This window comes from Pectobacterium sp. CFBP8739, from assembly GCF_013449375.1.
Lineage (GTDB): Bacteria > Pseudomonadota > Gammaproteobacteria > Enterobacterales > Enterobacteriaceae > Pectobacterium.
This window is the reverse complement of record NZ_JACDRR010000005.1, coordinates 613,158-640,130: the sequence shown is the minus strand read 5'-3', so window position 1 is coordinate 640,130 and position 26,973 is coordinate 613,158. Positions and strand designations below refer to the sequence as shown.

Genomic DNA, 26,973 nt, shown 5'->3' with positions numbered 1-26,973 from the left:
GACGCCATCAGAGTGGTATAATCCTCTCATTCCGTATTATTTTTAATAGTTAGATTTTTATGCATTGTGCCCGCTACAGTACGGGAACCTGTCGTTCCTGCCAATGGCTGGAAAAAGCCTACCCACAGCAACTATCCGATAAGCAACAGCATCTTGCAGGTTTGCTACAGTCGCACGCCGTGCAGCGCTGGCTGCCGGTGCAGTCCTCTGAACAGTCTGCCTTTCGTAATAAAGCCAAAATGGTGGTGAGCGGCAGTGTGGAACGCCCGCTGCTGGGGATGCTGCATCGTGATGGAACAGCGGTGGATCTCTGCGATTGTCCGCTTTATCCATCCAGCTTCGCACCGGTTTTCGATGTGCTTAAAGTCTTCATCGCCCGAGCGGGGCTGACGCCTTATAACGTGGCCCGACGCCGTGGGGAGCTGAAATATCTGCTGCTGACGGAAAGTACGCAGCGCGGTACGTTTATGCTGCGTTTTGTTTTACGTTCGGAAACCAAGCTAGCGCAGTTGCGTGCCGCATTGCCTTGGCTACGGCAGCAGTTACCGCAGCTTGAGGTGATATCGGCCAACATTCAGCCGGTACATCAGGCGATTATGGAAGGGAAAACAGAAATTATCCTGAGTGAGGCGGCCGCATTGGCCGAACAGTTCAATCAGGTGCCGCTGTATATCCGTCCGCAAAGTTTTTTCCAGACGAACCCACAGGTGGCGGCCGCGCTGTATGCGACAGCACGCGACTGGGTTGCAGAGCTGAATATCACCAGCATGTGGGATCTGTTTTGCGGAGTTGGGGGGTTTGGCCTGCACTGTGCGCCACCCGAGATGCGTTTGACAGGCATTGAAATCAGCGCCGAGGCGATAGCCTGCGCGCGTCGTTCTGCGGAGCAGCTTGGGCTGAAACAGGTGGAGTTTCAGGCGCTGGATTCCACGCAGTTCGCGACAGGGAAAGCGGAAATCCCCGATCTGGTGCTAGTCAACCCGCCACGCCGCGGTATCGGCAGTGAATTATGTGCTTACCTGAGCCGCATGGCACCGGACTATATTCTCTATTCCAGCTGTAACGCTGAAAGCATGGCAAAAGACATGACTGAACTGGCGAATTACCGCGCGCTGCGCGTACAGCTGTTCGACATGTTCCCGCATACGGCGCACTACGAAGTGCTGACGTTACTGGAGCGTGCTTGATAAGCGATGACTGTAATAGAAAATATCTTGGTGGCAATTTACTACGTTATTGTATCCATGTTCGACAGTATGAAAGTTTCGGGCGTGTCAATTCTGGTGCTTTCTATGATTTCATCACACGCCCGACAAGGAGCGCTCAATTGCCGCAGCTCCTTGACCACTGGCTTTCGGCGCGAATTGCGCCGCTGCGCGGTGCCTTCGGCGATCGTTCCCGCTTTTCGAGCCGCCAGTGACGCGTTCCCGACGCGGCACTGTCTTTCGCGGCGTCCTGCCGCTCACTCGACGGTAACGATCACCTCAGCGCAATTTTTTACGCCTGGACGACAAAAAAGCGGCGTTATATGCATGATTTCATAAGACATAGCACCGAGCAGATGGAACCTTATTGCGGGAACCACTTGTCGTTGATGGTTTTATAAGTGCCGTCCGCTTTGATGGCATCCAGCGCTTTATTCAACTTCTCCAGTAGCGCTTTGTCATCGGGACGAACGGCGATGCCCAATCCGGTGCCGAAGTATTCTGCGTCAGTCACGTGTTCGCCAACTGTCGCCAGCTCAGGGCTCGCCTTGATCCACTCGTTGACGACAGCGGTATCACCGAATACGCCATCAATACGGCCATTTTTCAGATCCAGTACCGCATTCTGGTAACTATCATAAGAAACAGTTTGTACTTCTGGGTGCTTGTCGTGCATGTATTTCTGGTGCGTCGTGCCGTTTTCCATCCCAATGCGTTTGCCCTTCATCGCGGCAAAGTCGCTGAATTTCCCTTTTTGCGCGATAACCACGGCTGAGTTGGCGTAGTAAGGCTGCGTGAATGCCACTTGCTTGCTGCGTTCTGGCGTGATGTCCATACCGGAAATCACCGCGTCATAGCGACGGAATTTCAGCGCAGGAATCAGGCTGTCAAACGCCTGATTGGTGAACGTACAGGTCGCCTGCATTTGCTTACACAGCGCTTTCGCCAGATCCATATCGAAACCGACGATGTCGTTGCTGGCATCCAGTGATTCAAACGGTGGGTAGGTGGCTGATGAGGCAAAACGGATGGTGTCTGCGGCGGTGGCGCTGAAGGCGATTCCTGCCAGTAAGGTGGCGAGCACTAATTTTTTCATTACCTACTCCTGTTCTTCTTATATTGATAAATATGCTTGCGCGGAAGGGTTCCGACGTTATGGCGACTACCATGCCATCGATTGAATTTATATGCAATTAAAATGACTAAAGAGTCGATTTGTTGCGTGTTTTTACATCATCGTCCATAAAAAAGCAGGCTATCAAAGCCTGCTTTTAGGTAAGTCAGTACGGTGTGAAAAACATCAGTTACGGCGTTCAAACACCAGTGAACGGCGCTCAATCCAGCGCATCAACAATGTCAGCAACCCATTGACGCAAAGGTAGATAATCCCAGCGGCACCAAATACCATCACGTCATACGTCCGGCCGTACATCAGTTGGCTATAGCCCATGACTTCCATCAGCGTGATGGTGTAAGCCAGCGACGTGCTCTTAAACACCAGCACCACTTCATTTGAATAAGAAGACAGCGCGCGTTTAAACGCGAACGGCAACAAAATACGCAATGTCTGCTTCTGATTCATTCCCAGCGCCGCACAGGATTGCCACTGTCCGGCAGGAATCGCTTTTACCGCACCATAAAACAGCTGCGTAGTATAGGCCGCGCTATTGAGTGCCAGCGCCACCATCGCACACAGCCACGGCTGTGAAAGCAGGTTCCACAGCCAAGGAATTTGCTGGATAGAGGTAAATTGACCAGGGCCGTAGTAAATCAGAAAGATTTGCACCAGCAGCGGCGTGCCGGTGAACAGCGTAATGTAGCCTTTCGCCAACATGGACACGACTGGGGTTTTGAGCGTCAGCACGACGGTCAGCAGCAGTGATAACACCAGCGCCACGACGATGGAGACGGCCGTTAGGATCAGGCTGGTATGCAGACCTTTTAATAGCTCAGGTAAATAAGCGAGCATCAGGAAGGTCTCCGCTCAAAACGCGTAGTGCGCAGTTCAATGCGTTTCAGCACATACTGACTTAACAACGTGATAATCAAGTAAATTGCGGCCGCGACAACGTACCAGGTAAAAGGCTCCTGTGTCCGTGTCGCAATACTTTTGGTTTGCAGCATCAAATCATTAACGCTAATCAGCGACACCAGCGCGGTATCTTTCAGCAATACCAGCCACTGATTGCCTAATCCCGGCAACGCATGGCGCCACATCTGCGGCATGATCAGACGGAAAAAGATCGCGGATTTACTGAGCCCGAGCGCCTGACCGGATTCCCATTGCCCTTGCGGAACGGCTTTCAGGGCACCGCGCAGCGTTTGAGAAGCGTAGGCGGCATACAGCAATGCCAGCGCAATCACGCCACATAAGAAGGGGCTGATTTCAAACATGCCGATATCCAGTTTTACTGGGATCTGCACGATGAAGAGATTCAGGGTAAAACCGTCTGCCAACATCAGCAGCAGTTGGGACGAACCGAAATAGATAAACAGCACGACCAGAATTTCTGGCAGGCCGCGCAGCAGCGTCACGACGGCGGTTCCCGTCCAGCTAACGGCTTTCCAGCGGACGGTTTCCCAAACGGCAAACAGCATCGCCAGCACAAGGCCGAGCACCAGTGCACAAACGGCAAGGCCGACGGTCATCCCAGCGGCGCTTGCAAGAGGTTGAAATTCAATCATTGAGCGTCAGATTACTGCTGGAACCATTTTTTGTAGATGGTCTCGTAAGTGCCATCCTGCTTGATTTTGTTGAGTGCATCGTCGAATTTTTTCAGCAGCTCATCGTTGTTCTGGCGCACAGCGATGCCCAGACCGATACCGAAGTAACCTTTATCCGTCACTTTCTGACCCACGGTTGACAGCGCATCGTTCTGCTTCAGCCATTCGTTAACCACGGCGGTGTCACCGAACACGGCATCCAGACGACCATTTTTCAGGTCCAAAACGGCATTCTGGTAGCTGTCGTAAGGTACGGTTTTGATATCGCTATGCTTTTCCATCAGGTATTTCTGATGGGTCGTACCATTCTGTACACCAACGCGTTTGCCGGTCAGCGCGGCAATATCGGCCACTTTTCCTTTCTGGGCAATAAACTGCGCGGAGTTGTCATAGTAAGGTTGGGTGAATGACACCTGCTGCTGGCGCTCAGGGGTAATATCCATTCCCGCGATGACCGCTTCGAAACGACGGAATTTCAGGCCAGGGATCAGGCTATCGAAAGCTTGGTTGCTGAACGTGCAGTTTGCCTGCATTTCTTTGCACAGTGCATTGGCCAGATCGATATCAAAACCCTGAATCTGGTTATTGGCATCAACAAATTCGAACGGAGGGTAGGAGGCTTCTGTCGCGAAACGGATGGTATCCGCGGCGTTAGCAGAGACGGCGCTCACTGCGAATAAGGCTGCAACAATCAATTTTTTCATTATCATTTTCCTGATAGTAATCAATGTGACAAATAACCAGCGAATTCAGGCGTTTGCGGCTGGGTAAAGTGCGTCGCATCCCCTTGCTCAACGATGCGGCCGTTTTCCATATACACTACCCGACTGGCCGTTTTACGGGCAAATTCGACTTCGTGGGTCACAATCACCTGCGTGATGCCAGTTTCTGCCAATTCACGGATGATGTTGACGACCTGAGCGGTAATTTCTGGATCCAGCGCGGCAGTGGGTTCATCAAACAGTAGAACCTGAGGTTCCATCATCAACGCACGGGCAATCGCGACACGCTGCTGCTGTCCGCCAGAGAGATGAAGAGGGAAGCGATCGGCAAAGTCATTGAGGCGCAGGCGCGTCAGCAGTTTATCCGCTCGCGCTTTAGCTTCTTCTTTACTCAGCCCCAACACGCGGCAGGGCGCTTCAATCAGGTTTTGTGCTACGGTCAGATGCGGCCATAAATTGTATTGCTGGAACACCATCCCGACGTTCTGACGCAACTCACGGATTGCGCTGTCGGATGGCGTGCGCTGAAAATCAAACTGATTACCGGCGATGGAAAGTGTGCCAGAACGTGGCATTTCCAACAGATTAAGAACGCGTATCAGCGAGCTCTTTCCCGCACCGCTGGGGCCAAGAAGCACCAGCGTCTCACCCGCAGGACAATCGAGGGTGATATCAAATAGCGCCTGGTATGTGCCGTAGAAACAGTTAATGCCGTTTAGTTGAATACTCATGCGTAAGAATTGAATAGACATTGATGCGGCAAATGTTAACGTCGGCAGAATAGTTATGCAATCACCGTGGGTTAAAATTTGCCAATAAGCGATTTGTTGATTAAATAATAGCACAAAATAGCGGCCTATAGCTTGGAACCACGCTTTCTTATCGTGGGTTGCCAGCCGTGCCGCACGTTGATAATCAGTAACAGTAAAATTTCTCAGATAGCGGCGAATGGCTTCAAATAATTGTGCGCGAGGGTAAGTGATCGCGTGTGGGTTGGCGAAGGCATGTAGTGAAAAGCGCAAATAGCAAAGAATAGTGGAATAACGATGTTTAAATGGATGGTCTGCATAGCGCTGGGGCTGTTGACGGGGTGCCAATCGACCTCCTCGTTGCAGGAACAGAATAATTATGTGCTGGAGACGGCGTTGCAGTCGCGGGCGCAGGAATCTCGCATCCGTTTTTTGGTGATTCACTACACGGCGGAAGACTTTGCCTCCTCGCTGAATATTCTGACGAATGAACACGTCAGCGCGCATTACCTCATTCCAGCACATCCGCCCTTACAGCGCGGCAAGCCGCTTGCCTGGCAACTGGTGCCGGAATCTCAGGCGGCCTGGCATGCGGGCGCCAGCAGTTGGCGTGGATTTAGCCGGTTGAATCATTCCTCGATTGGTATTGAGATCGAAAATATGGGCTATCAGCGCACGTTAACGGGCTATACGTGGGAACCGTTCACCGCCTCACAGATTCAACTGGTGACGGCACTCGCCCGTGACATTGTCGATCGCTACCAGATTGTCCCGCAGAATGTTGTCGCGCACAGCGATATTGCCCCACAGCGGAAACAAGATCCCGGGCCGCTATTCCCCTGGCGGGCGCTGGCACAGGCGGGAATCGGTGCCTGGCCGGATGCACAGCGGATAGCATTCTATTTGAACGGACGACCCGCGACACAGCCGGTGGATGAGGTCGTGCTGCTGGAAAAATTGGGGCGCTATGGTTATGCGGTGCAGGAAACGATGACCGCGCGTGAGAAGCGGCAAGTGATTGCCGCTTTCCAGATGCATTTCCGTCCTGAGAACTATCAAGGCCAACCCGATGCGCAGAGTGAAGCGATTGTTGATGCGCTGCTGGAGAAATACGGCAGTCGCTAAATCGCTTCCTGCTCTGCCAATTTCGCAATACGCGCCGCCATGCCACGGAAGATAAACAGGTGAGCGGGCATCATCAGAAACCAGTAAACCAGCCCGTTGAACCCGGAAGGGTGCCAGCGGGCGCGGACATCTACGGTTCGGTGAGTGCCTTTATCCGTAATGGTAAAGTTGAGTTTACCCAGCCCCGGCGCTTTCATGCCGAAGAGCAGCACCAACTGACGCTGTGGCTTGATCGAGATAACCTTCCAGCCGTCAATCTTGTCACCCACTTCCAGCGTCGCGCGCTCGGGGCGTCCATACGTGACGCCGTTACCGCAAAGATCGTCGAGTCGGGCGCGAATATTCCACAACGTATTCGCGTAAAAATAGCCTTCCTTGCCTCCGACCTGCTGGATGACCTGCCAGAGCGCCTGACTGGAGGCGGTCGTCTCCATCGTATGACCCGCCTGCTTGGGGTAAAAACCGTAATTGGGCTTCCAGCGTGCGCGAACCTCAGTGTCATCGCCCCAGTCGGCCTGCTGTACGCTCTCCATTTCGCTTTGCAGCGTGAGGCGCACGGCGTCATCAAAGCTCATCAGCGTTTGTGGAATCAACGCCTGAAGTTCGCGGCCATCGGCCTGCAAATCATGTTTTAGCCCCTGAATCAGCGCGCGGGCGATAGAAGGGGGAACCGAGGTCACCAGATGCAAGAACCAAACAGACACCAGATGCGTCGGCATCGGAACGGGGATCAGCACTCTGCGCTTGCCACTAATTTGAATGAAACGCTCAAACATCGTCTGATAGCTGATGTATTCGGGGCCTGCGGCGTCCATGATGCGGTTTTCTGTCGCAGGGTGTTGCAGGATGTCGATGAGATAGACCAGCAGGTTTTCCAGCGCAATAGGGGACGATTTAGATCGCACCCAACGCGGCGGCGTTAGCACCGGCAGGTTATAGACCATATCCCGCATGATCTCGAATGCCGCTGAGCCTGCGCCGATAATAATGCCCGCACGCAGCTCCGTTACTGGAATACCGCTGCTGCGCAGAATATCACCGGTAATCTGGCGTGCCTGCATATGCGGTGAGGTGTCATCCTTCGCCTGAAGCGACCCCAAATAGATAATCTGTTTTACGCGACTAGAGGCCAGAGCCAGCAACAAATTCATTGCCACCATTCGCTCCCTTGCCACAAAGTCCGCGCCATCGCCCATGCTGTGCACCAGATAATAGAGTGTTTCCGCGCCCCACAGGCCATCAGGCAGGCTTTCTGGCTTGGTCAGATCCACCTGTTGGCAGTCAACACCCGGCCAATGCCGTGACGCAAGGGATTCGGTATTCCGGCCCGCCGCGATAACCCGATTGCCTTGTTTGCTCAAGCGCTCGGTTAAATGGCGGCCAATGTAGCCAGTTGCGCCCAGAATCAGGATCGGGGCAGAGGGGGATGTCATGTGCCAGCGGCTCCACAGCAAAATATAACCATGGCTTACTATATCCTAAATAATTCGTGACGGGGAAACGGGGAAACAGCGAAAAGTCTGCGATAACAAGGGGTAATTGACGATAAGCCTACCTGTCCGATAGCCGAGGCTACCGGACAGAAGGGGGTAAAACGCGGGTATATCAGGCCAGAACGGTGTCGCCTTGCAACTGGCAACTACAGGCCAAAACATAGCCCTGTTCTATCTCGGCTGGTGTTAGCGTCATGGTACTCGTCGTGGTGTAATGACCGGATAGCACGCGGGTTTTACAGCTCCCGCAAACACCGGCGCGGCAGGCGGCGACAACCGGTACTTTATTGGCTTCCAGTGCGGCCAACAGGCTGAGACCGACCGACACGCGCAGATTTTTCAGCGGACGGCTGATGGTCAATGTGAGTTGATCGGCATCTTCATCCAGCGCTTCATCTGCCGGGCGGAACTGTTCTTTGAAGATGCGGTTTGAGGCAACGCCAAGCTGCTGGCTCAGGGTTTCTATCTGATTCATGTAGGGGGCTGGACCGCAGGTCATCACGGTACGGCTGGCGATATCCGGCACCTGTTCGACTAACCGATCGCTGCTGATACGTCCGGCGAGGAAACCGGGAGCGGCGTCAAACTCCGCCATCAGCGTCAGATGTAGCTGTTGCGGATAACGCTGCACCAGATCCTGCCATTCGCTGGCGAAAATCACCTGCAACGGATTGCGCACGTTGAAAATCACGTGGATGTCGGTTTGCGGTTTGTTGGCCAGCAGCCAGCGGCACATCGACATAATCGGCGTGACGCCACAGCCTGCCGCCGCCATCAGATAGCGATCGCTGACCGCGTTGGTGCAGGTAAATTCGCCCTGCGCATCGGACAGCCACAGGTAATCGCCGACTTTCAGCGTTTGGGTCAGCCAGCGGGAACCGATACCGTCGTCCAGCCTTCTTACTGTCAGGGTAATAAAGCGGCTGAGTCCCGGTGAAGAAGAAATCGTATAAGCCCGCAGCGTCTCCGCGCTGTTAGCAATGCTGACCAACGCATACTGACCCGGCTGGTACGGATAAAAATCATGATTAACTAGTGAAATCGTCCAGACATCGGGCGTTTCCTGAGTAATGGAATGCACCTGCATGCGGTTAGAACAAAGCGGTGTCGGCATTGTCATTGTTATTCTCCAAAAGAAACGGATTTGCGGCGCATTGGGAAGTGCGCCGCTGGGACGTCATGTGATGACTGTCGATACGTCGTCCGCCTTAATTCATTACGCTGCCAGAATGGTGTTTATGTCCTGTTCAACGGTGGTAATCGCCCGCATACCGAATTTCTCGTTCAGAATGGCGAGCAGGTTGTCCGTCAGGAAGCCCGGCGCCGTCGGCCCGGTATAGATATTCTTCACGCCAAGAGACAGCAGGGTGAGCAGAATGACGATCGCCTTCTGTTCAAACCAGGACAGTACCAGGCTCAGCGGCAGGTCGTTCACGCCACAGCCCAGTTTTTCTGCCAGTTTGACGGCCAGAATAATGGCGGAGTAGGCATCATTACATTGGCCGACATCCAGCAGACGCGGCAGGCCTTCCAGCGTACCGAAATCCAGTTTGTTGAAACGGTATTTACCACAGGCCAGCGTCATGATCAGGCAGTCCTGTGGAACGTTCAGCGTGAAATCAGTGAAGTAGCTACGTTCTTCACGGCTACCGTCGCACCCGCCAACCAGAAAAACGTGGCGCAGTTTTTTCTGCGCGACCAGATCGATCACGGTATCAGCCGCGCTCAGCAGGGTTTCACGGCCAAAGCCAACGGTGATCATGTGCTCGATTTCGCTGTATGGGAAACCCGCCAGACCCTGTGCCTGTTCGATGACTGGGCTGAAATCGTCGCCTTCCAGATGGTTCACACCCGGCCAGCCAACGATACTGCGCGTCCAGATGCGGTCACCGTAGTTACCAACGTTTGGATCGATAATGCAGTTAGAGGTCATGACGATTGCGCCAGGGAATTTGGCGAATTCGGTTTGTTGGTTCTGCCAGCCGCTGCCGTAGTTGCCTGCCAGATGCTTGAATTTTTTCAGCTCTGGGTAACCGTGTGCAGGCAACATCTCGCCGTGGGTATAAATATTGATGCCCGTGTCTTCGGTTTGCTCCAGCAACATGCGCAGGTCTTTCAGGTCATGGCCGGAAATCAGAATGGCTTTACCCGCAATCGGACGGACGTTAACGGCGGTCGGCTGTGGGTTACCGTAAGCGTCGGTTTCGCCCCGGTCGAGGATCGCCATGACGTTGAAATTCATTTTACCGATGCCCATTGCGTTGTTCAGCAGGGTATCAACATCGGATGGCTGTGTGCCCAGCCATGCCATGAAGGCATGATATTCGGCATAGATCGCGTCATCGTACTGACCGAGAACGTGAGCGTGCTCCATATAGGCTGCGGCACCTTTCAGGCCGTAGAGATTGAGCATGCGCAAGCCGTGAATATCATCGCCGACGATAGCTTTATCACTGTCCAGCGCAAAATCCGCCGCCTGTTGCAATAAGGTCGGAATATCGTTGCCAGCCAGTTGCAACGTTGCCATGGGGTGATCCACCGTCGCGGTGGCATCGCGCAGACGGCAGCGAACGGCCAGAGACTCACGCAGTGTGATGGCTTCCTGTGCGTAGCCAATAATGCGCTGGGAATCGAAGTTTACGTTGGTCAACGTAGAGAAGAAGGCGCGTGGTGCAAAACTGTCTACCGCGTGATCGATAATATCCAGTTCGCGCGCTTTCAGCGCCCAGGCAGAAAGCCCTTGCAGCACAGCGACCAGCAGGTCTTGCAGGTCGGAGGTTTCTGCGGTTTTGCCGCACATGCCCTGCGCGTAAGAGCAGCCGTTTCCAACAGGGGTACGAATCGTTTGTTCACATTGCACACAAAACATAATGACTTCCTTTTTTAAGTTGCATTTTAAATGCTTGTTTAAGCATAGTGTCAGCCGAGGCAGGTAAAAAGGCTTTTTTACTGCAACTTTAGGTAAATTTGATCTCGCGCAATTTTGGTGGTGGGCAATGAAAATCACTCTCAATTAAGGAACAAAATGTGACCATTGAGTAAAATAATGTTTTCTCGTGGAATGCGACAACATGCGCGATAGTCAGATGATCTACACTACTCGCGATGACAGCAGAACACGCGATGGCAGCAGAAAACCGCAGGCAGCCGCTACAGGAGAGAAGGATGCATCTGGAAAGTATTGAAATCCTGGGATTTCGAGGAATCAATCGTCTGTCGTTGATGCTGGACGAAAATAATGTGCTGATTGGTGAAAACGCCTGGGGGAAATCAAGCCTGCTGGACGCGCTCTCACTGCTACTGGCACCAACGTTACCGCTTTATCATTTTGATCGGCAGGATTTTCACTTCACGCCGGGGGATGAAAATAGTCGGGAAAAGCATCTTCAGATTATTTTCACCTTTTGTGAAACCGCACCCGGCCACCATTTATCCCCACGTTACCGCTCGCTTAGCCCTGTGTGGGTGGAAGGCGAGGCATCGCTGTATCGCATTTTCTATCGGCTGGAAGGGGAAGTGGACGAAAGCCAGTCGGTTTTTACTTGGCGCAGCTTTCTGGACGCCGACGGGCACCCGATACCGCTGGATGATATTGATGAACTGGCCAGAGAGATTATTCGTCTGCATCCGGTGTTGCGGCTACGCGATGCGCGCTTTATGCGGCGCCTGCGTTCTGGGACGCTGGCAGCGACGTTAGATAATAATAATGAAAAGCTGGCTCAGCAGTTTGAGCAACTGATGCGCGAACTGGCACAAAATCCGCAGAAGTTGACGGATAAAGAGTTACGTCATGGTCTGGTGGCGATGCGGCAACTGTTGGAGCACTATTTTTCCGAGCAAAATGCTACGGGTAACGATCGACGCCACCATCGTCATGCGCGAGCGCACAACGGTAAGTCGTGGCGATCGCTGGACAACATCAACCGTCTGATTGCTGACCCGAATAGCCGCAGTCGCCGCATTATCCTGCTGGAGTTGTTTTCTACGCTGTTGCAGGCGAAAGGATCGGTGGCGCTGGATCCGCATGCCCGTCCGCTCTTGCTGATTGAAGACCCCGAAACCCGCCTGCACCCGATTATGCTGTCCGTTGCCTGGGGGCTTCTGGTGCAGTTGCCGCTCCAGAAAGTCACGACAACGAACTCGGGAGAGTTGCTGTCGCTGGTGCCGATGGAGCATGTATGCCGTCTGGTGCGGGAGTCTTCAAGGGTTGCGACATACCGTATTGGTCGTCAGGGCATGAGTGCGGAAGACAGCCGGCGCATTGCGTTTCATATTCGCATGAATCGGCCTTCTTCACTCTTCGCGCGCTGCTGGCTGCTGGTGGAAGGGGAAACAGAAGTCTGGATGCTAAATGAACTCGCACGCCAATGCGGGCATCATTTTGAAGCGGAAGGCGTGAAGGTTATTGAGTTTGCCCAGTCCGGACTTCGGCCATTACTGAGGTTCGCACGACGTATGGGGATTGAATGGCATGTATTGGTCGATGGCGACGACGCGGGGAAAAAGTATGCCGCAACGGCGAAAAGCATGCTAACCGCTCAGGACGAGAGCGAACGTGATCATCTGACTGTTTTACCTGCATCGGACATGGAACACTATATGTATCGTGAGGGGTTCAGTCACGTTTATCACCGCACCGCGCAGTTACCGGAGAAGGTGCCACTCTCGATGCACAAGATTATCATCAAGGCTATTCATCGTTCATCCAAACCCGATCTGGCGATTGAGGTGGCGATGGAAGCCGCGGCGATGGGCAGCGATGCCATTCCGCCGCTTATTCGCAGCATGTTTTCCCGCGTCCTGTGGCTGGCTCGCGGGCGTGCTGATTAGCGTGATACAGAAATAAAAATGCCGTTCAGTGTCGTGAACGGCATTTATCGTATTATCGTCATTTACGGTTTAGCGTAGGTGTTCTGAGTAAACGAGTCGGGAATAAAAAGAGTCAGGATGCGGCCTCGGCGATTTGCGGGACGATCAGGCAGGCATGATTACCTTTCGGCCCTTGATGAACATCAAACCTGACAACCTGTCCGGCTTTCAGAGTCCGGTAGCCATCCATTTGAATGGTTGAGTAGTGCGCGAAGATATCGTCACCCCCCCCTTCTGGACAGATAAAACCAAACCCTTTGGCATTATTGAACCATTTAACAGTACCTGTCTCCATGCATTGACATCCTTCGCAAGAGTATTCTTTTCAGTAAGGTGTGGTTATTTGGTTACTACGAATGAATTGATTAAAACCTCATCAATTCATTCGTACACTTTAGTGAAATCGATCCCGGCGTCAAGCGATCCACCGCGAGGTGTTGAGGGGAGTGTGTCAAAGTTTGATGCAGATAACGCTATTGATGAACCGACGATCGTGTTGCGTACTTAAGATATCGGTTACAGGCCTTGAATTTTACTTTCCAGGAACCATTTAATTCCTCAGGTGGTAAAATAAAAAGTAGACGTGATACTGTAAATGTAGAGTACCCGTCATCTTTCAAGTCGCAGGCTCCATTTCCTGCTTCTCGGATCTATTGGGAATAACAGACCAATGTCGCGGGTTGCGATATTCGTTACATGATGTGGATAGAGAATGGGAAACAACAGTACGTGGTCACAATCTGAGAGCCTGACCGCCGATAAGCAGAAAGAAAAATTGCAGCCGCCCTCCATGTATAACGTGGTGTTAAATAACGATGATTACACCCCGATGGAATTTGTTATTGACGTTCTGCAAAAGTTCTTTTCTTATGATATTGAACGTGCCACGCAGCTTATGTTAACCGTGCATTATCAGGGTAAAGCGATTTGTGGCGTATTCAGTGCTGAAGTGGCTGAGACCAAGGTCGTACAAGTCAATCGTTATGCCAGAGAAAATGAGCACCCGCTGCTCTGTACGCTGGAAAAAGCCTGAAGTCAGGCGATTTATTGGGAGAGGTGCCTATGCTCAATCAAGAACTGGAACTCAGTCTCAACATGGCTTTCGCCAGAGCGCGTGAGCACCGACACGAGTTTATGACCGTGGAGCACCTGCTGTTAGCTCTGCTCAGTAACCCAGCCGCCCGTGAAGCACTGGAAGCCTGCACGGTAGATTTAGCTGCGCTGCGCCAGGAACTGGAAGCGTTCATTGAGCAGACCACACCAACATTACCGCAAAGTGACGACGAGCGAGAGACTCAGCCAACGCTCAGCTTCCAACGCGTACTCCAACGCGCCGTCTTCCATGTGCAGTCCTCTGGCCGCAGCGAAGTATCCGGCGCCAACGTTCTAGTCGCGATTTTTAGTGAACAGGAATCTCAGGCTGCCTACTTGCTGCGTAAGCATGACGTCAGCCGTCTGGATGTGGTGAACTTTATTTCTCACGGCACGCGTAAAGAAGAAACCGATCAGGCGCCGAACCCTGAAAATCCCGTCAATGAAGAACAGGCAGGAGGGGAAGATCGTATGGAAAACTTCACCACCAATCTGAATCAGCTGGCTCGTGTTGGCGGTATCGATCCGCTCATTGGCCGGGATAAAGAACTGGAACGCACGATTCAGGTATTGTGCCGCCGTCGTAAAAACAACCCGTTGCTAGTCGGCGAATCCGGCGTGGGGAAAACTGCGATTGCTGAAGGGCTGGCCTGGCGTATTGTGCAGGGTGATGTACCGGAAGTGATGGCAGAGTGCACGCTGTACTCGCTGGACATCGGTGCGCTGCTGGCGGGCACCAAATATCGCGGTGACTTTGAAAAACGTTTCAAGGCGCTGCTGAAACAGCTCGAACAGGATAAAAACAGTATTCTGTTCATTGATGAAATTCACACGATTATCGGCGCGGGTGCTGCGTCCGGTGGTCAGGTTGATGCTGCGAATCTGATTAAACCGCTGCTTTCTAGCGGAAAAATTCGCGTCATCGGTTCAACCACCTATCAGGAATTCAGTAATATCTTTGAAAAGGATCGGGCGCTCGCGCGTCGTTTCCAGAAAATCGATATTACTGAACCGAGCGTGGAAGAAACCATACAAATCATTAATGGCCTGAAGCCGAAGTATGAGGCTCACCATGATGTTCGCTATACGTCGAAAGCAATTCGCGCAGCGGTAGAACTGGCGGTGAAATATATCAACGATCGTCACCTGCCGGATAAAGCGATTGATGTGATCGATGAAGCGGGCGCTCGCAGCCGTCTGGTGCCAGCCAGCAAGCGTAAGAAAACGGTTAATGTGAGTGACATCGAATCCGTTGTCGCCCGTATTGCCCGTATTCCAGAAAAAACCGTCTCCGCCAGCGATCGTGATGTGCTGAAAAACCTCAGCGACCGCCTGAAAATGCTGGTGTTCGGGCAGGACAAGGCTATCGAAGCGCTGTCTGAATCTATCAAGATGAGCCGTGCAGGGCTGGGGCAGGAGCGTAAACCGGTCGGTTCCTTCCTGTTCGCTGGTCCAACTGGTGTCGGTAAGACGGAAGTGACGTTACAGCTAGCTAAAGCGCTGGATATTGAACTGCTGCGCTTTGATATGTCCGAATATATGGAACGTCATACGGTTAGCCGCTTGATTGGTGCGCCTCCCGGCTATGTGGGCTACGATCAGGGCGGCCTGCTGACGGATGCCGTGATTAAGCATCCTCATGCGGTATTGCTGCTGGATGAGATCGAGAAAGCGCATCCTGACGTCTTTAATCTGCTGTTGCAGGTAATGGATAACGGTACGCTGACGGACAACAATGGCCGCAAAGCGGATTTCCGTAATGTGATTGTCGTCATGACCACCAACGCAGGCGTGCGAGAAACACAGCGTAAATCTATCGGTATCATCCATCAGGACAATAGCAGTGATGCGATGGAAGAGATCAAGAAGGTATTTACGCCGGAATTCCGTAATCGCTTGGATGGCATTATCTGGTTCAACCATCTGTCTACTGACGTCATCCAGCAGGTTGTCGATAAATTTATCGTGGAACTTCAGGCTCAGTTGGATGCGAAGGGCGTCTCGCTGGAAGTCAGTGAGGAAGCACGTAACTGGCTGGCAGAAAAAGGTTACGACAAAGCGATGGGTGCTCGACCGATGGCACGCGTGATGCAAGAAAGCCTCAAGAAACCGCTGGCTAACGAACTGCTATTTGGTTCGCTGGTAGACGGTGGCTCTGTCACGGTAAAACTGGATAAAGAAACACAACAACTGACGTACGGCTTCAAGAGCGCGCAGAAGCGGAAAGCGGAAAGCGTTAATTAATCGATATTGTATGCTGTTATCTAAATGAGGGATGCTAAGGCATCCCTTTTTTACATCCCTTTGCCAGACGCTCTCCAAAAACAAAAGCCCTTGCCATGAAGGGAAGGGCTGGGAAGGAGTCACATCCTCATATATCGCTGTGCTCAGCGATGAGCGAACCGGTTAACGGCTGCGGAAGACAATGCGGCCTTTACTCAGGTCGTACGGGGTTAACTCTACAGTGACTTTGTCACCCGTCAGGATGCGGATATAGTTTTTACGCATTTTACCGGAGATATGAGCGGTAACCACGTGCCCGTTTTCCAATTCAACGCGGAACATGGTGTTGGGCAGCGTATCAAGCACGGTGCCTTGCATTTCAATATTGTCTTCTTTGGCCATCGAATCCTCTAGGTCTAACTACCTTTATTTTTTAACCGCAAGATAATGCCGAAAAACCGACATTATGTAAAGAAGCGTTCACGTTTGGGGCGTTATTTACCCACTTTTCTCTATTATAGTGTCGGTTTGGCGAGCAGTTGGGGTAGCCAACAGCCATCATCGACATCAAGATCCTGAAACTGAGAAAGCAGTTGCAGAAAGCGATCGCGGGATATTTCACTCACGCCCAGAGAAGCCGTATGAGCGTTTAACACCTGACAATCGATCAGCTCACCACCGTGGTGAATAAAATGCTGTTGAAATGCCAGCAGCGCGTATTTTGACGCATTATCCGTGCGGCTGAACATCGACTCGCCGCAAAATAATCTTCCTTGCTCAATGCCATATAATCCACCAACCAGTTTGTCATCCTGCCATACTTCGACGGAATGGGCTTTTCCGGCCTGATGAAGCTGGCGATAGGCTGAGATAATACCCGACGTAATCCAGGTGCCGTCCTGATGTTCATGCGCGCAGGCGTGAATGACATCATCAAAGGCTTGATTCAGCGTCGCGTGAAACGTATGGCGCTTCAGAAATTTTTTCATACTGCGGCTGACATGGAGTTCATCAGGAAACAGGACCGCGCGTGGATTTGGAGACCACCATAAGATCGGCTCACCGGGGGAAAACCAGGGGAAAATGCCCTGGCGGTAAGCCGCTGTTAACCGAGATACTGAGAGATCGCCGCCAACGGCCAGCAGGCCGTTGGGGTCATCTAGCGCATGATTCGGATCAGGAAACTGAAGCGATTGGGACGATAGCTGATATAGGCGCATGTTTTTCAAACGTTGTGTTTCAACCGAGTTTGCCCTAAACGTGTTGGCGGAACTGCCAATAACGACCTTGTTGTGCCATTAAGTCCTGATGGCTCCCCTGTTCGATCACTTTACCATCATCCAGAATACAGATGCGATCCATCGATTCTAAGCCGTATAACCGGTGAGTGATGACGATCAGCGTCTTATCGGCACAGTGCTGACGGAGCAGTTGCAGAATACGCTTTTCGGTTTCCGCATCCAACCCTTCAGTCGGTTCATCCAATAGAACGAGCGGTGCGTCGTGCAATAAGGCGCGTGCCAACGCGATACGGCGCTGCTCGCCACCGGACAGCTGTCGACCGCCTTCGCCCAGCCAGGCATTCAGTCCTTCGTTTTCCAGCAGTTTTTCTAACCCAACCTGCTGTAATACCTCGGCCAGCTTTTCGTCCCGAGCCGTCGGTGCGGCCAACAATAGGTTATCACGCAGTGTTGCGCTGAAAATATGCACACGCTGTGGTACCACACTCATCATGGTGCGGAGATCCTCTTCCCGCCAGTCAGCGAGGGGATGACCATTCAACGTAATATCTCCGTATTCACAATTCCATGCCCGAGTCAGCAGTTGCAAGAGCGTCGATTTTCCGCACCCCGTGCGCCCCAGCAGCGCCAGATGTTCGCCTGATTTAATGGAAAGAGAAATGTTTTGCAGCACGGACTGTGGCTGGCCGGGGTAAGTGAAGTCCACATGTGAGAGGACGAGTGAGGCCTCGCGTGACGTTTCTGGGCCATGCTCAGGAAACGTCACGTCAACGGGCTGACGAATGATTTGATCGACCCGAGCGGCGGAGGCAATAACTTGCCCCATATGCTGAAACGCCACCGTGACGGGAGCCAACGCCTCGAAGGCGGCAAGCGAGGCAAACACGAACAGGGCAATCAACGCGCCGGGCTGTGGATTACCGTTAATGCCATCTGCTGCCAGCCACAGAATCAGGGTAACGGTCAGACCGCTGCACAGAATCATGACTGCCTGAGACAGGCCAGTCAGATTGGCTTGCTGGCGTTGACGACGTAACCAGTTAATTTCCACCAGCGCCAACTGCTGGCGGACGCGATCGAGTGCGCCGAAGACAGTCAGCTCCGCCTGACCTTGTAGCCAGGTCGTTAATTGGAGGCGGTATTGCGCCCGTAGCGCGGTCAAGTCCTGCCCGATACCGTTTCCTGCCCGATAAAACAGAATCGGCAGACATAACAACAGCACCAGCATGATGGCACCAAGCGTCAACGCCAATGAGGCATCAATAAAGCTCAGACTGTAACAGACGATAAGAATGACGGCGAATGCGCTGACGATGGGGGAAATCACGCGAAGATAGAGGTGGTCGAGCGTGTCCACGTCCGCCACCAGCCGATTGAGCAATTCAGCCTGACGAAATTGCGCCAGCCCACCCGGAGAGAGCGGCAGAATGCGAGAGAAAGTGAAAACACGTAAGCGCAGCAGAACGCGGAAGGTGGCATCGTGGCTGACGAGCCTTTCGAAGTAGCGCCCAGCCGTGCGCGCAATCGCCGCACCCCGCACACCTGCGGCAGGCAACATATAGTTGAAGGTAACTAGCCCGACGATTCCTGCCAATGCGGTCCCCGCCAGAAACCATCCGGAGAGGGCAAGCAGGCCAATGCTAGCAAGTAGTGTAGCAATAGCCAGCACAATGCCCAAACTTAAGCGCCAGATGTGTTGGCGGTAGAGTGCCAGAAACGGTTTTAATACCTGCATCGTTTTTCTCTGAGCCATTACAGCGCCTCCTGTCGTTGTGCCAGCAGTGCCGCGAAGGGGCCTGTTTCGGCTCGGAGTGTTTGATAGTCACCCTGTTGGACTAATCGGCCGCCATCCATTACCCAAATCGCGTCATATTCGGTGATATCCGTGAGCTGGTGCGTGACCAGCAGCGTGGTCTGGTGGCGTGCGGCCTCGTTCAACGCCGTCATAACTAACTCTTCGCTATGGGCATCCAGACTGGCTGATGGCTCATCCAGCAGCAATAAGTTGCAAGGATGGATCAGCGCACGGGCAACAGCGACGCGCTGTGCCTGCCCGACGGACAAGCGCGCAGCGCCATCACCGATCATGGTCTCCAGCCCTTGTGGAAGTTGTGGTAAAAATTCCTGCACATAGGCACGCTCAATCGCCTGCTGTAACTCCACAATACTGGCCTGCGGGTTGCCCAGCAGAATATTGCTGTGCAGCGTTTGCTCCGGTAAATGGGGATTTTGCCCAACCCAGCTCAGTTGTTTACGCCATGATTCAGGCGTTAGCGTGTTTAAAGCCTGACCGTTAACGGTCAGTGATCCGCGATAGGGTAGGAATCCTAGAAGTGCATTAAGCAGCGAACTTTTTCCTGCGCCGCTGAGGCCGACTAGCGCGATACGCTCGCCTGCGTGAATATCGAACGTCAACGGTTGAGTTAGCGGTGTGCCATTCGGCGCGAGGACAACCAGATCTTCCGCCCGAATAGCAATGGCGGTATCGCTGCTGAATATTTGAGTGCCAAAGCCTACCGTTTCACCTTCCTCGGCTAAAAAGGTCACTAGCGATTCTGCTGCGCCGATAGCCTGAGCCTTGGCATGATAAAACGTACCCAGATCACGCAGAGGCTGAAAAAATTCCGGCGCCAGAATCAATACGAGGAAGCCGGCGAAGAGCGTCACTCCCATGCCGTAATGACCAAAATCCAGTTCCCCGAGATAAGAGAAACCGAAATAGACGGCGACGACGGCAATCGAAATGGAGGCAAAAAACTCCAGTACGCCCGAGGAGAGAAACGCCATGCGTAGCACTTCCATCGTACGGCTACGGAAATCTTCGGACGCGTGGCGGATTTGTTCGGTTTCAGCCTTACCGCGATAGAACAGGCGTAGCGTCTCCATGCCGCGCAGGCGATCGAGGAAATGTCCGCTCAGGCGTGCCAACGCCAGAAAGTTACGTCGGTTTGCATCTGCCGCCCCCATACCGACCAGTGCCATAAAAAGCGGGATGAGTGGGGCAGTCAAAAACAGAATCAAGCCCGCAGCCCAATTGAGTGGGAAGATCGTGATTAAGATAAGTAACGGAATCAGTGCGGCAAGATACATTTGCGGCAGGTAGCGGGCGTAATAATCCTGCATATCATCAACCTGCTCAAGAATCATCGTTGCCCAACTGCCGGCGGGTTTGCCTTGAATCCAGGCAGGACCAAGTTGTTGAAGTCGGTCCAGTACCAGCTTACGAATTTGCTGTCGCACCGCTTGTCCACACAGAAAACCGACGCGCTCGCGTAACATGCTGTTGAGCGCACGTAGAATGAAGGTCGCGATCAGCAGAATGAAGGGTGAGAGCAGGGATTCACGGGGAGCATGCTCGATGATCAAAGCATGAAGCAGCGTCGCTAATAGCCAGGCTTGTGCCACGATTAATGCACCGCTCAGGAATCCAAGCAGCAGTGAAATCCGTAGCCAACGTTGCGCCAGCTTACTCTGCTGTTTCAGCCAGGCGGTCAGTTCTTGCTGTCTGGTTTTTTTCATCAGGCACCAGTTCGTTATATTGCAGAAATGGACTTAACAGAAAATAACTCTTATGTAACTGCTAGTTAACAAAATTATTTTCTATCAGGCAGATAGACGCCATGTTACCGCGACGGGGACGCGCTGCAAACGAAAAGGAGAGATGAAATATGGGAGACGATCAATTTTTGTGTTGCGTGAGGTAATCAGAGGGAAGAAACGAAACGGCTATCGCCGCTCCGTTCTTAATCGCGTATTACTTGCTGACGGTTAATCCGTCAAGGTAACGTTCTGCATCCAGTGCCGCCATACAGCCAGTACCTGCGGAGGTAATCGCTTGACGGTAAATGTGGTCCATGACGTCGCCTGCGGCAAAGACGCCAGGAATACTGGTCTGTGTCGCGTTGCCGTGAATACCGGATTGTACTTTAATATAGCCGTTTTCCAGCTCCAGTTGACCGCCAAATACGGCTGTGTTCGGGCTGTGGCCGATAGCGATAAACACGCCAGCCAGTTCCAATTCTTCCGCTGCATCGCTTTGCGTATCGCGAATACGAACACCGGTCACACCCATATCGTCGCCTAGCACTTCGTCCAGTGTACGGTTGGTATGCAGGATGATGTTGCCATTGTTGACTTTGTCCATCAGTCGGTCGATCAGAATCTTCTCCGAACGGAACGTCTCGCGGCGGTGGATTAAATGCACTTCCGCAGCGATGTTAGACAGGTACAACGCTTCTTCAACAGCGGTATTCCCGCCACCCACCACGGCAACTTTCTGATTACGGTAGAAGAATCCGTCACAAGTTGCACAGGCGGAAACGCCCTTGCCTTTGAAGGCGTCTTCAGATGGCAGACCAAGGTAGCGAGCAGATGCCCCAGTGGCGATGATAAGCGCGTCACAGGTGTACTCGTCGCTATCACCGAACAAACGGAAAGGGCGGTTCTGCAAATCAACACGCTCAATATGATCGAAGATCACTTCGGTATTGAACTTGGTTGCATGTGCGTGCATGCGCTCCATTAACAGTGGGCCTGTTAAATCATCGGCGTCACCCGGCCAGTTTTCGACTTCGGTCGTGGTCGTCAACTGACCGCCTTTTTCCATACCAGTGATTAATACTGGCTGTAAGTTCGCCCGTGCAGCATAAACTGCGGCAGTATAGCCAGCCGGGCCTGAACCCAGAATCAATAACTTGTGATGTTTAACGGTACCCATGCTTTCCTCATTTCATGACGGCGGATAATGTTCATATGAACGGTTGCTACGACAAACACGCTGACTTATTACGAACAGTCTCTACCACGGACAATGAGAACGATTGTAAGGAAATTACAGGAGTAAAAAAAGTATGCAGAAAAGTTGCTGGCTATTTGTTTAATCGTTAATGACGATGGTGATGACAAATCGCTGAAAAATCAGCCACATTAATAAGTAAAATGATTGAAGTCACCTTGGTGAATGGCTCTGGCTTATCCAATCTGGCAGTTTCTTCTGATTTTCGTTGTTTTACTTTGACAATCGGCTGTGCATTTGCGAAAACATCTGGGTAAGAGGAAATTTTTTGTATGTGAACAGTTAAAAGCTCGGCTTTTTATTCGTTTTTGCGCAGGTAGTAGGCCTCTGGGCCACGGATATGACGTGATGGTCTTTTTCGCGGGTGAGCAATACGTGGGGCGAGAACGAGAAGTTAATGACTTTTGATATACAAAATAGGCAGCGTGTCTTCTTTAAGGGTAGCTCTGATACATGAGGTCTATCGGGGTAAGCGGGTGCAGGGAAAAGTGAAGAGAGACAATAATAATGGTAGACACTAAAAAACGGCCAGGAAAAGATCTCGATCGTATTGATCGTAACATCCTGAACGAATTGCAAAAAGATGGGCGTATTTCCAATGTCGAGCTGTCCAAACGTGTTGGTCTGTCGCCAACACCTTGTCTGGAGCGCGTGCGTCGTCTGGAAAGACAGGGGTTCATTAACGGTTACACAGCATTGCTAAACCCGCATTATCTGGATGCATCACTGCTGGTTTTTGTTGAAATAACGCTAAACCGCGGCGCGCCGGATGTGTTTGAACAGTTTAATGCTGCGGTGCAGAAGCTGGAAGAAATTCAGGAATGTCATCTGGTTTCTGGTGATTTTGACTACCTGTTGAAAACGCGCGTGCCGGATATGTCTGCTTACCGTAAGCTCCTGGGTGAAACGCTGCTGCGTTTACCGGGCGTAAACGATACCCGTACCTACGTGGTGATGGAAGAAGTGAAGCAAAGCAACCGTCTGGTTATTAAGACGCGATAAACGTGTGGGTGCAAAACCCGATAAATTCAGCTACACTCCTGTGAATTTATACAGTCCCAGCGCCGGGTTTTCTCGGCGCTTTGTCATAAACCTTACAGGCCCCTGGAGAGACTCTTGAGCCAGGAATATACAGAAGATAAAGACGTTACCCTGAAAAAACTCAGTGGAACACGTCGTTTGCTTGAAGCGATTTTAATCGTTGTGGCACTTTTGGCGGTTTATCTTAGTGTCGCACTACTCAGTTTCAGCCCCTCCGATCCCAGTTGGTCACAGACAGCTTGGCATGAACCGATTCACAACTTTGGTGGTGTGGCGGGAGCATGGCTGGCGGATACGCTGTTTTTTATTTTTGGTGTGCTGGCCTATGCCATCCCGCCGATTATGTTATCCCTGTGCTGGGCGGCTTTCCGCCAGCGTGATAACCACCAGTCTATCGACTACTTTACCTTTTCGCTTCGCCTGATTGGGACATTGGCGCTGATCCTGACCTCTTGTGGTCTGGCTGCGTTGAATATTGACGATCTCTACTATTTTGCTTCCGGTGGTGTTTTGGGAAGCCTGTTGAGCAGCTCAATGATCCCGCGTTTCAATAGCATGGGTGCGACGCTGATTCTGCTGTGCGTGTGGGGTGCTGGATTAACGCTGTTTACCGGCTGGTCATGGTTAACGATCGCTGAAAAAATTGGTGCCGGAGTCCTGGGTTGTCTGACATTTATGTCAAACCGTTCACGTCGCGATGAAGACTACCGCGAAGAAAACGACCGTGAAGAAGATGAACACGATGTGCTTAACCTGCGCCACGATGATGCGTCGGGCGAGTCGGTAGCGCTACCGCGCGATGAGGATGATGTGCTGTTTTCTGCGCCTTCGGTGGCTGATGCTGCAAACGACATTTCGGCAGACAATAAGATGGAAACGTCATCATCTTCCGCCGAAAACAGGTCGGCTACTACACCAGCGAGCTTCTCTGCAGAAACGTCAGTTGCAGGGTCAACATTCTCTGAACGGGTCGCGTCAGATTCGCCATTGCCTGACGTATCGTCTGCTATCGTGCCACCTGGTGCTTCATCACCGGTTGATACGGCACCATCGCTGAACCCGCCGCTGTATTCGTTTGAAATCCCTGAAACACCCGCAGCGATGCCAGAGATCGCAACGTCGCCTGAACGCCATAACAGTGCGTATACGCCTTACGGCAATAGTTACGGAGAGCGTGCTGTACCGCCAATCGTAACGGCTCCGGTGGTTCAACCCTTTGCTGAACCGCCACAGCCTGCACGCGACACGGATTTCAACGCCAACAACACCTTTATGCCAGCGTTCAGCGCCGATGGGGATGACAATCCGCAGATTAAACGCGGTGTCGGGCCGGAACTGCCGCGTCCTAATCCGGTGCGCATTCCAACTCGTCGCGAATTGGCGTCATATGGAATCAAACTGCCGTCACAGCGACTGGCTGAAGAACAAGCAAGGCTGCAGGCGCAGAATGAACGTGCGCAAACAGAATTGACGAATGATATCTATCAGGAAGAAACACCGGAGGATATTGCCCGTCAGGAAGCCGCTTTGCAGCAAGAATACCTGAATCAGCAGCGTCAACGTTACGGTGATGAATATCCGTTACAGGAAGAGGATGAAGACGCGCTTCTGCAAGCGCAGCTCGCCAGAGATTTCGCTGCACAGCAGCAGTCTCGCTATGATGCTAATGCGTTGCAGCACGATGAGGTCATTTCAACTCCGGCAGTATCGCCGGCGGTCAGTGAGCCCGTTCAGCCAGCTCCTGTGGTTGCGCATAACGACTTTTCATTCTCGCCGTTTAGCGCGGAGAATAATCGCGAACTTGAGCCGCCTACGTTCAGTGAGCCAACGTATACACAACCGTCTTATCGTGTCGAATCCAGTCTTCCGCCGATGCATGCCGGTGAGGATAACGACGCTGATGAGCGCAGTCCATTAACATTTGGTCAGCCAGCGCAACCAACGTCAGCGCCTGTTGAGGCCGCGAAACAGGAAACTGTGGCAACACCAACGCATCATCCGGCAATGGATGGCCTGATTCATCCGTTCCTGATGCGCAATGAACAACCGCTACAGAAGCCGACTACGCCGCTGCCAACATTGGATTTGTTGACTCCGCCATCGGCCAGCGAAGCGCCTGTTGATCATTTTGCACTGGAACAGACGGCGCGACTGATTGAAGCGCGTCTGGCTGATTTCCGCGTAAAAGCCGATGTGGTCGATCATTCGCCAGGCCCGGTGATCACGCGGTTTGAATTGGATCTGGCTCCGGGTGTTAAAGCGGCTCGTATCTCGAATCTGTCGCGCGATTTGGCACGTTCACTGTCCGTTGTTGCGGTACGTATTGTTGAGGTGATTCCCGGCCGACCGTACGTCGGGCTGGAGTTGCCTAATGCGCATCGCCAGACGGTTTATCTGCGAGAAGTGCTGGATTGTGATCAGTTCCGTGATAATCCATCGCCGCTGTCGATTGTGTTGGGTAAAGATATTGCAGGCGAGCCTGTCGTTGCCGATCTGGCAAAAATGCCGCACCTGCTGGTTGCCGGTACGACGGGGTCGGGTAAATCGGTCGGCGTTAACGCCATGATCATCAGTATGCTGTATAAAGCCACGCCGGAAGACGTACGTTTTATCATGATCGACCCGAAAATGCTGGAGCTCTCGGTGTACGAAGGCATTCCGCATTTGTTGACGGAAGTTGTGACCGACATGAAGGATGCGGCCAATGCATTGCGCTGGTGCGTCGGTGAAATGGAACGTCGCTATAAGCTGATGTCGGCGCTTGGCGTGCGCAATCTTGCGGGATACAACGAACGGGTGATGACGGCAAATGCGATGGGCCGCCCAATCCCCGATCCGTTCTGGAAGCCGAGTGACAGTATGGATATGACGCCGCCAGTGCTGGAAAAACTGCCGTATATTGTGGTGATGGTCGATGAATTTGCTGACCTGATGATGGCGGTGGGTAAGAAAGTTGAAGAGCTGATTGCCCGACTGGCGCAAAAAGCGCGTGCTGCGGGCATTCACCTGGTACTGGCGACGCAGCGTCCTTCCGTTGATGTTATCACCGGATTGATCAAAGCGAATATTCCGACGCGTATCGCGTTTACCGTGTCCAGCAAGATCGACTCACGGACTATCCTCGATCAAGGCGGTGCAGAATCGCTATTGGGGATGGGGGATATGCTGTATATGGCTCCTAACTCCTCGATACCTGTCCGCGTTCATGGTGCTTTTGTCCGCGACGAGGAAGTGCACGCGGTCGTTCAGGACTGGAAAGCGCGCGGCCGACCTCAATATATCGATAATATCATCAGCGGTGGCGATGATGCTGAAGGTGGAAGCCTTGGTCTTGATGGCGATGAAGAACTCGATCCGCTGTTCGATCAGGCGGTAGAATTTGTGGTCGATAAGCGTCGAGCATCCATTTCCGGTGTACAGCGCCAGTTCCGAATCGGCTATAACCGCGCTGCGCGAATTGTTGAGCAAATGGAGGCGCAGGGTATTGTCAGCTCTCCAGGGCACAATGGTAACCGCGAAGTATTGGCTCCGCCATCCATGGAATAAGCACTCGGTATTGATTGACGTCATTCCACGATAAGGGCTGCATGAGCAGCCCTTATGCAAAGAAGCGTAAAAGCGGCAATAAGCAGATAATTCACCTATCACCGCCCGAGTGGGTTCAGATAACATAGTTATATAGGTAACGTGGTTC

General features: G+C 52.4%; 21 protein-coding genes. 7 read left to right on the top strand and 14 right to left on the bottom strand.

Annotation, left to right across the window (positions count from 1 at the left end; genetic code table 11):
* Window positions 1-59 precede the first annotated feature (59 nt).
* Entirely contained in the window at window positions 60-1,187 is a 1,128-nt protein-coding gene (gene rlmC, locus H0247_RS03620; protein ID WP_180741279.1) for a 23S rRNA (uracil(747)-C(5))-methyltransferase RlmC, read from the top strand.
* 382 nt (window positions 1,188-1,569) lie between these two features.
* Here the strand turns inward: rlmC and artJ (H0247_RS03615) are convergent, their stop codons facing one another.
* From artJ (H0247_RS03615) to artP, 5 genes are all read right to left on the bottom strand, one after another.
* Complete coding sequence (gene artJ / locus H0247_RS03615) at window positions 1,570-2,301, bottom strand: arginine ABC transporter substrate-binding protein (protein WP_180741278.1); 732 nt, start codon at window positions 2,299-2,301, stop codon at window positions 1,570-1,572.
* A gap of 204 nt (window positions 2,302-2,505) precedes the next feature.
* Window positions 2,506-3,174, bottom strand: a complete 669-nt coding sequence (gene artM / locus H0247_RS03610; protein ID WP_180741277.1) for an arginine ABC transporter permease ArtM — start codon at window positions 3,172-3,174, stop codon at window positions 2,506-2,508.
* Window positions 3,174-3,890, bottom strand: coding sequence for an arginine ABC transporter permease ArtQ (gene artQ, locus H0247_RS03605; protein ID WP_180741276.1), 717 nt, complete (start codon window positions 3,888-3,890; stop codon window positions 3,174-3,176). The genes artM and artQ overlap by 1 nt, the downstream gene beginning before the upstream one ends.
* A gap of 11 nt (window positions 3,891-3,901) precedes the next feature.
* Window positions 3,902-4,633 carry an arginine ABC transporter substrate-binding protein gene (gene artJ, locus H0247_RS03600; protein ID WP_180741275.1) on the bottom strand — a complete coding sequence of 244 codons (732 nt, stop codon included), beginning with the start codon at window positions 4,631-4,633 and terminating at the stop codon, window positions 3,902-3,904.
* 20 nt (window positions 4,634-4,653) lie between these two features.
* A complete protein-coding gene (gene artP, locus H0247_RS03595) occupies window positions 4,654-5,382 on the bottom strand; it encodes an arginine ABC transporter ATP-binding protein ArtP (protein ID WP_180741274.1) in 729 nt (242 codons plus the stop codon).
* Window positions 5,383-5,697: 315 nt separating this feature from the next.
* Here artP and H0247_RS03590 point away from each other — a divergent pair, with 315 nt between their 5' ends.
* Window positions 5,698-6,525: an N-acetylmuramoyl-L-alanine amidase gene (locus H0247_RS03590; protein ID WP_219606583.1), complete on the top strand. Its 828-nt coding sequence runs from the start codon at window positions 5,698-5,700 to the stop codon at window positions 6,523-6,525.
* Here the strand turns inward: H0247_RS03590 and H0247_RS03585 are convergent.
* From H0247_RS03585 to hcp, 3 genes are all read right to left on the bottom strand, one after another.
* Window positions 6,522-7,958 (bottom strand): DUF2867 domain-containing protein, encoded by a 1,437-nt coding sequence (locus H0247_RS03585; RefSeq protein ID WP_180741273.1) that lies wholly within the window; start codon window positions 7,956-7,958, stop codon window positions 6,522-6,524. The two genes, H0247_RS03590 and H0247_RS03585, sit on opposite strands and share 4 nt — an antisense overlap.
* Before the next feature lie 172 nt (window positions 7,959-8,130).
* Window positions 8,131-9,138 (bottom strand): NADH oxidoreductase, encoded by a 1,008-nt coding sequence (gene hcr / locus H0247_RS03580; RefSeq protein WP_180741272.1) that lies wholly within the window; start codon window positions 9,136-9,138, stop codon window positions 8,131-8,133.
* 96 nt (window positions 9,139-9,234) lie between these two features.
* Window positions 9,235-10,887, bottom strand: coding sequence for a hydroxylamine reductase (gene hcp / locus H0247_RS03575; RefSeq protein ID WP_180741271.1), 1,653 nt, complete (start codon window positions 10,885-10,887; stop codon window positions 9,235-9,237).
* 296 nt (window positions 10,888-11,183) lie between these two features.
* On the opposite strand from hcp, the gene H0247_RS03570 reads away from it, so the two are divergent.
* Window positions 11,184-12,848 (top strand): ATP-dependent endonuclease, encoded by a 1,665-nt coding sequence (locus H0247_RS03570; protein WP_180741270.1) that lies wholly within the window; start codon window positions 11,184-11,186, stop codon window positions 12,846-12,848.
* Window positions 12,849-12,960: 112 nt separating this feature from the next.
* On the opposite strand, the gene cspD is transcribed toward H0247_RS03570, so the two are convergent.
* On the bottom strand, window positions 12,961-13,182 hold the full coding sequence (gene cspD / locus H0247_RS03565) for a cold shock-like protein CspD (protein ID WP_010306383.1): 222 nt from the start codon (window positions 13,180-13,182) through the stop codon (window positions 12,961-12,963).
* A gap of 417 nt (window positions 13,183-13,599) precedes the next feature.
* Here cspD and clpS point away from each other — a divergent pair, with 417 nt between their 5' ends.
* Window positions 13,600-13,920 carry an ATP-dependent Clp protease adapter ClpS gene (gene clpS, locus H0247_RS03560; RefSeq protein ID WP_039349158.1) on the top strand — a complete coding sequence of 107 codons (321 nt, stop codon included), beginning with the start codon at window positions 13,600-13,602 and terminating at the stop codon, window positions 13,918-13,920.
* A 29-nt stretch (window positions 13,921-13,949) separates the two neighbouring features.
* Window positions 13,950-16,223 carry an ATP-dependent Clp protease ATP-binding subunit ClpA gene (gene clpA / locus H0247_RS03555; RefSeq protein ID WP_180741269.1) on the top strand — a complete coding sequence of 758 codons (2,274 nt, stop codon included), beginning with the start codon at window positions 13,950-13,952 and terminating at the stop codon, window positions 16,221-16,223.
* Window positions 16,224-16,385: 162 nt separating this feature from the next.
* Here clpA and infA read toward each other — a convergent pair whose 3' ends face one another.
* The 5 genes from infA to trxB all read right to left on the bottom strand — a co-directional run bounded on the left by infA (window position 16,386) and on the right by trxB (window position 22,160).
* The gene (gene infA, locus H0247_RS03550; RefSeq protein WP_002211347.1) at window positions 16,386-16,604 is read right to left on the bottom strand and encodes a translation initiation factor IF-1; all 219 of its coding nucleotides are present in this window, start codon (window positions 16,602-16,604) and stop codon (window positions 16,386-16,388) included.
* A 113-nt stretch (window positions 16,605-16,717) separates the two neighbouring features.
* Window positions 16,718-17,422, bottom strand: coding sequence for a leucyl/phenylalanyl-tRNA--protein transferase (gene aat / locus H0247_RS03545; protein WP_180741268.1), 705 nt, complete (start codon window positions 17,420-17,422; stop codon window positions 16,718-16,720).
* A gap of 34 nt (window positions 17,423-17,456) precedes the next feature.
* Window positions 17,457-19,196, bottom strand: coding sequence for a cysteine/glutathione ABC transporter ATP-binding protein/permease CydC (gene cydC, locus H0247_RS03540; RefSeq protein ID WP_180741267.1), 1,740 nt, complete (start codon window positions 19,194-19,196; stop codon window positions 17,457-17,459).
* The gene (gene cydD, locus H0247_RS03535) at window positions 19,196-20,962 is read right to left on the bottom strand and encodes a cysteine/glutathione ABC transporter permease/ATP-binding protein CydD (RefSeq protein WP_180741266.1); all 1,767 of its coding nucleotides are present in this window, start codon (window positions 20,960-20,962) and stop codon (window positions 19,196-19,198) included. The genes cydC and cydD overlap by 1 nt, the downstream gene beginning before the upstream one ends.
* 235 nt (window positions 20,963-21,197) lie before the next feature.
* Window positions 21,198-22,160 (bottom strand): thioredoxin-disulfide reductase, encoded by a 963-nt coding sequence (gene trxB, locus H0247_RS03530; RefSeq protein WP_180741265.1) that lies wholly within the window; start codon window positions 22,158-22,160, stop codon window positions 21,198-21,200.
* Between the two features lie 585 nt (window positions 22,161-22,745).
* Here trxB and lrp point away from each other — a divergent pair.
* Window positions 22,746-23,240 carry a leucine-responsive transcriptional regulator Lrp gene (gene lrp / locus H0247_RS03525; RefSeq protein WP_010277211.1) on the top strand — a complete coding sequence of 165 codons (495 nt, stop codon included), beginning with the start codon at window positions 22,746-22,748 and terminating at the stop codon, window positions 23,238-23,240.
* Between the two features lie 114 nt (window positions 23,241-23,354).
* Complete coding sequence (locus H0247_RS03520; protein ID WP_180741264.1) at window positions 23,355-26,825, top strand: DNA translocase FtsK 4TM domain-containing protein; 3,471 nt, start codon at window positions 23,355-23,357, stop codon at window positions 26,823-26,825.
* The last annotated feature ends 148 nt before the right edge of the window (window positions 26,826-26,973 follow it).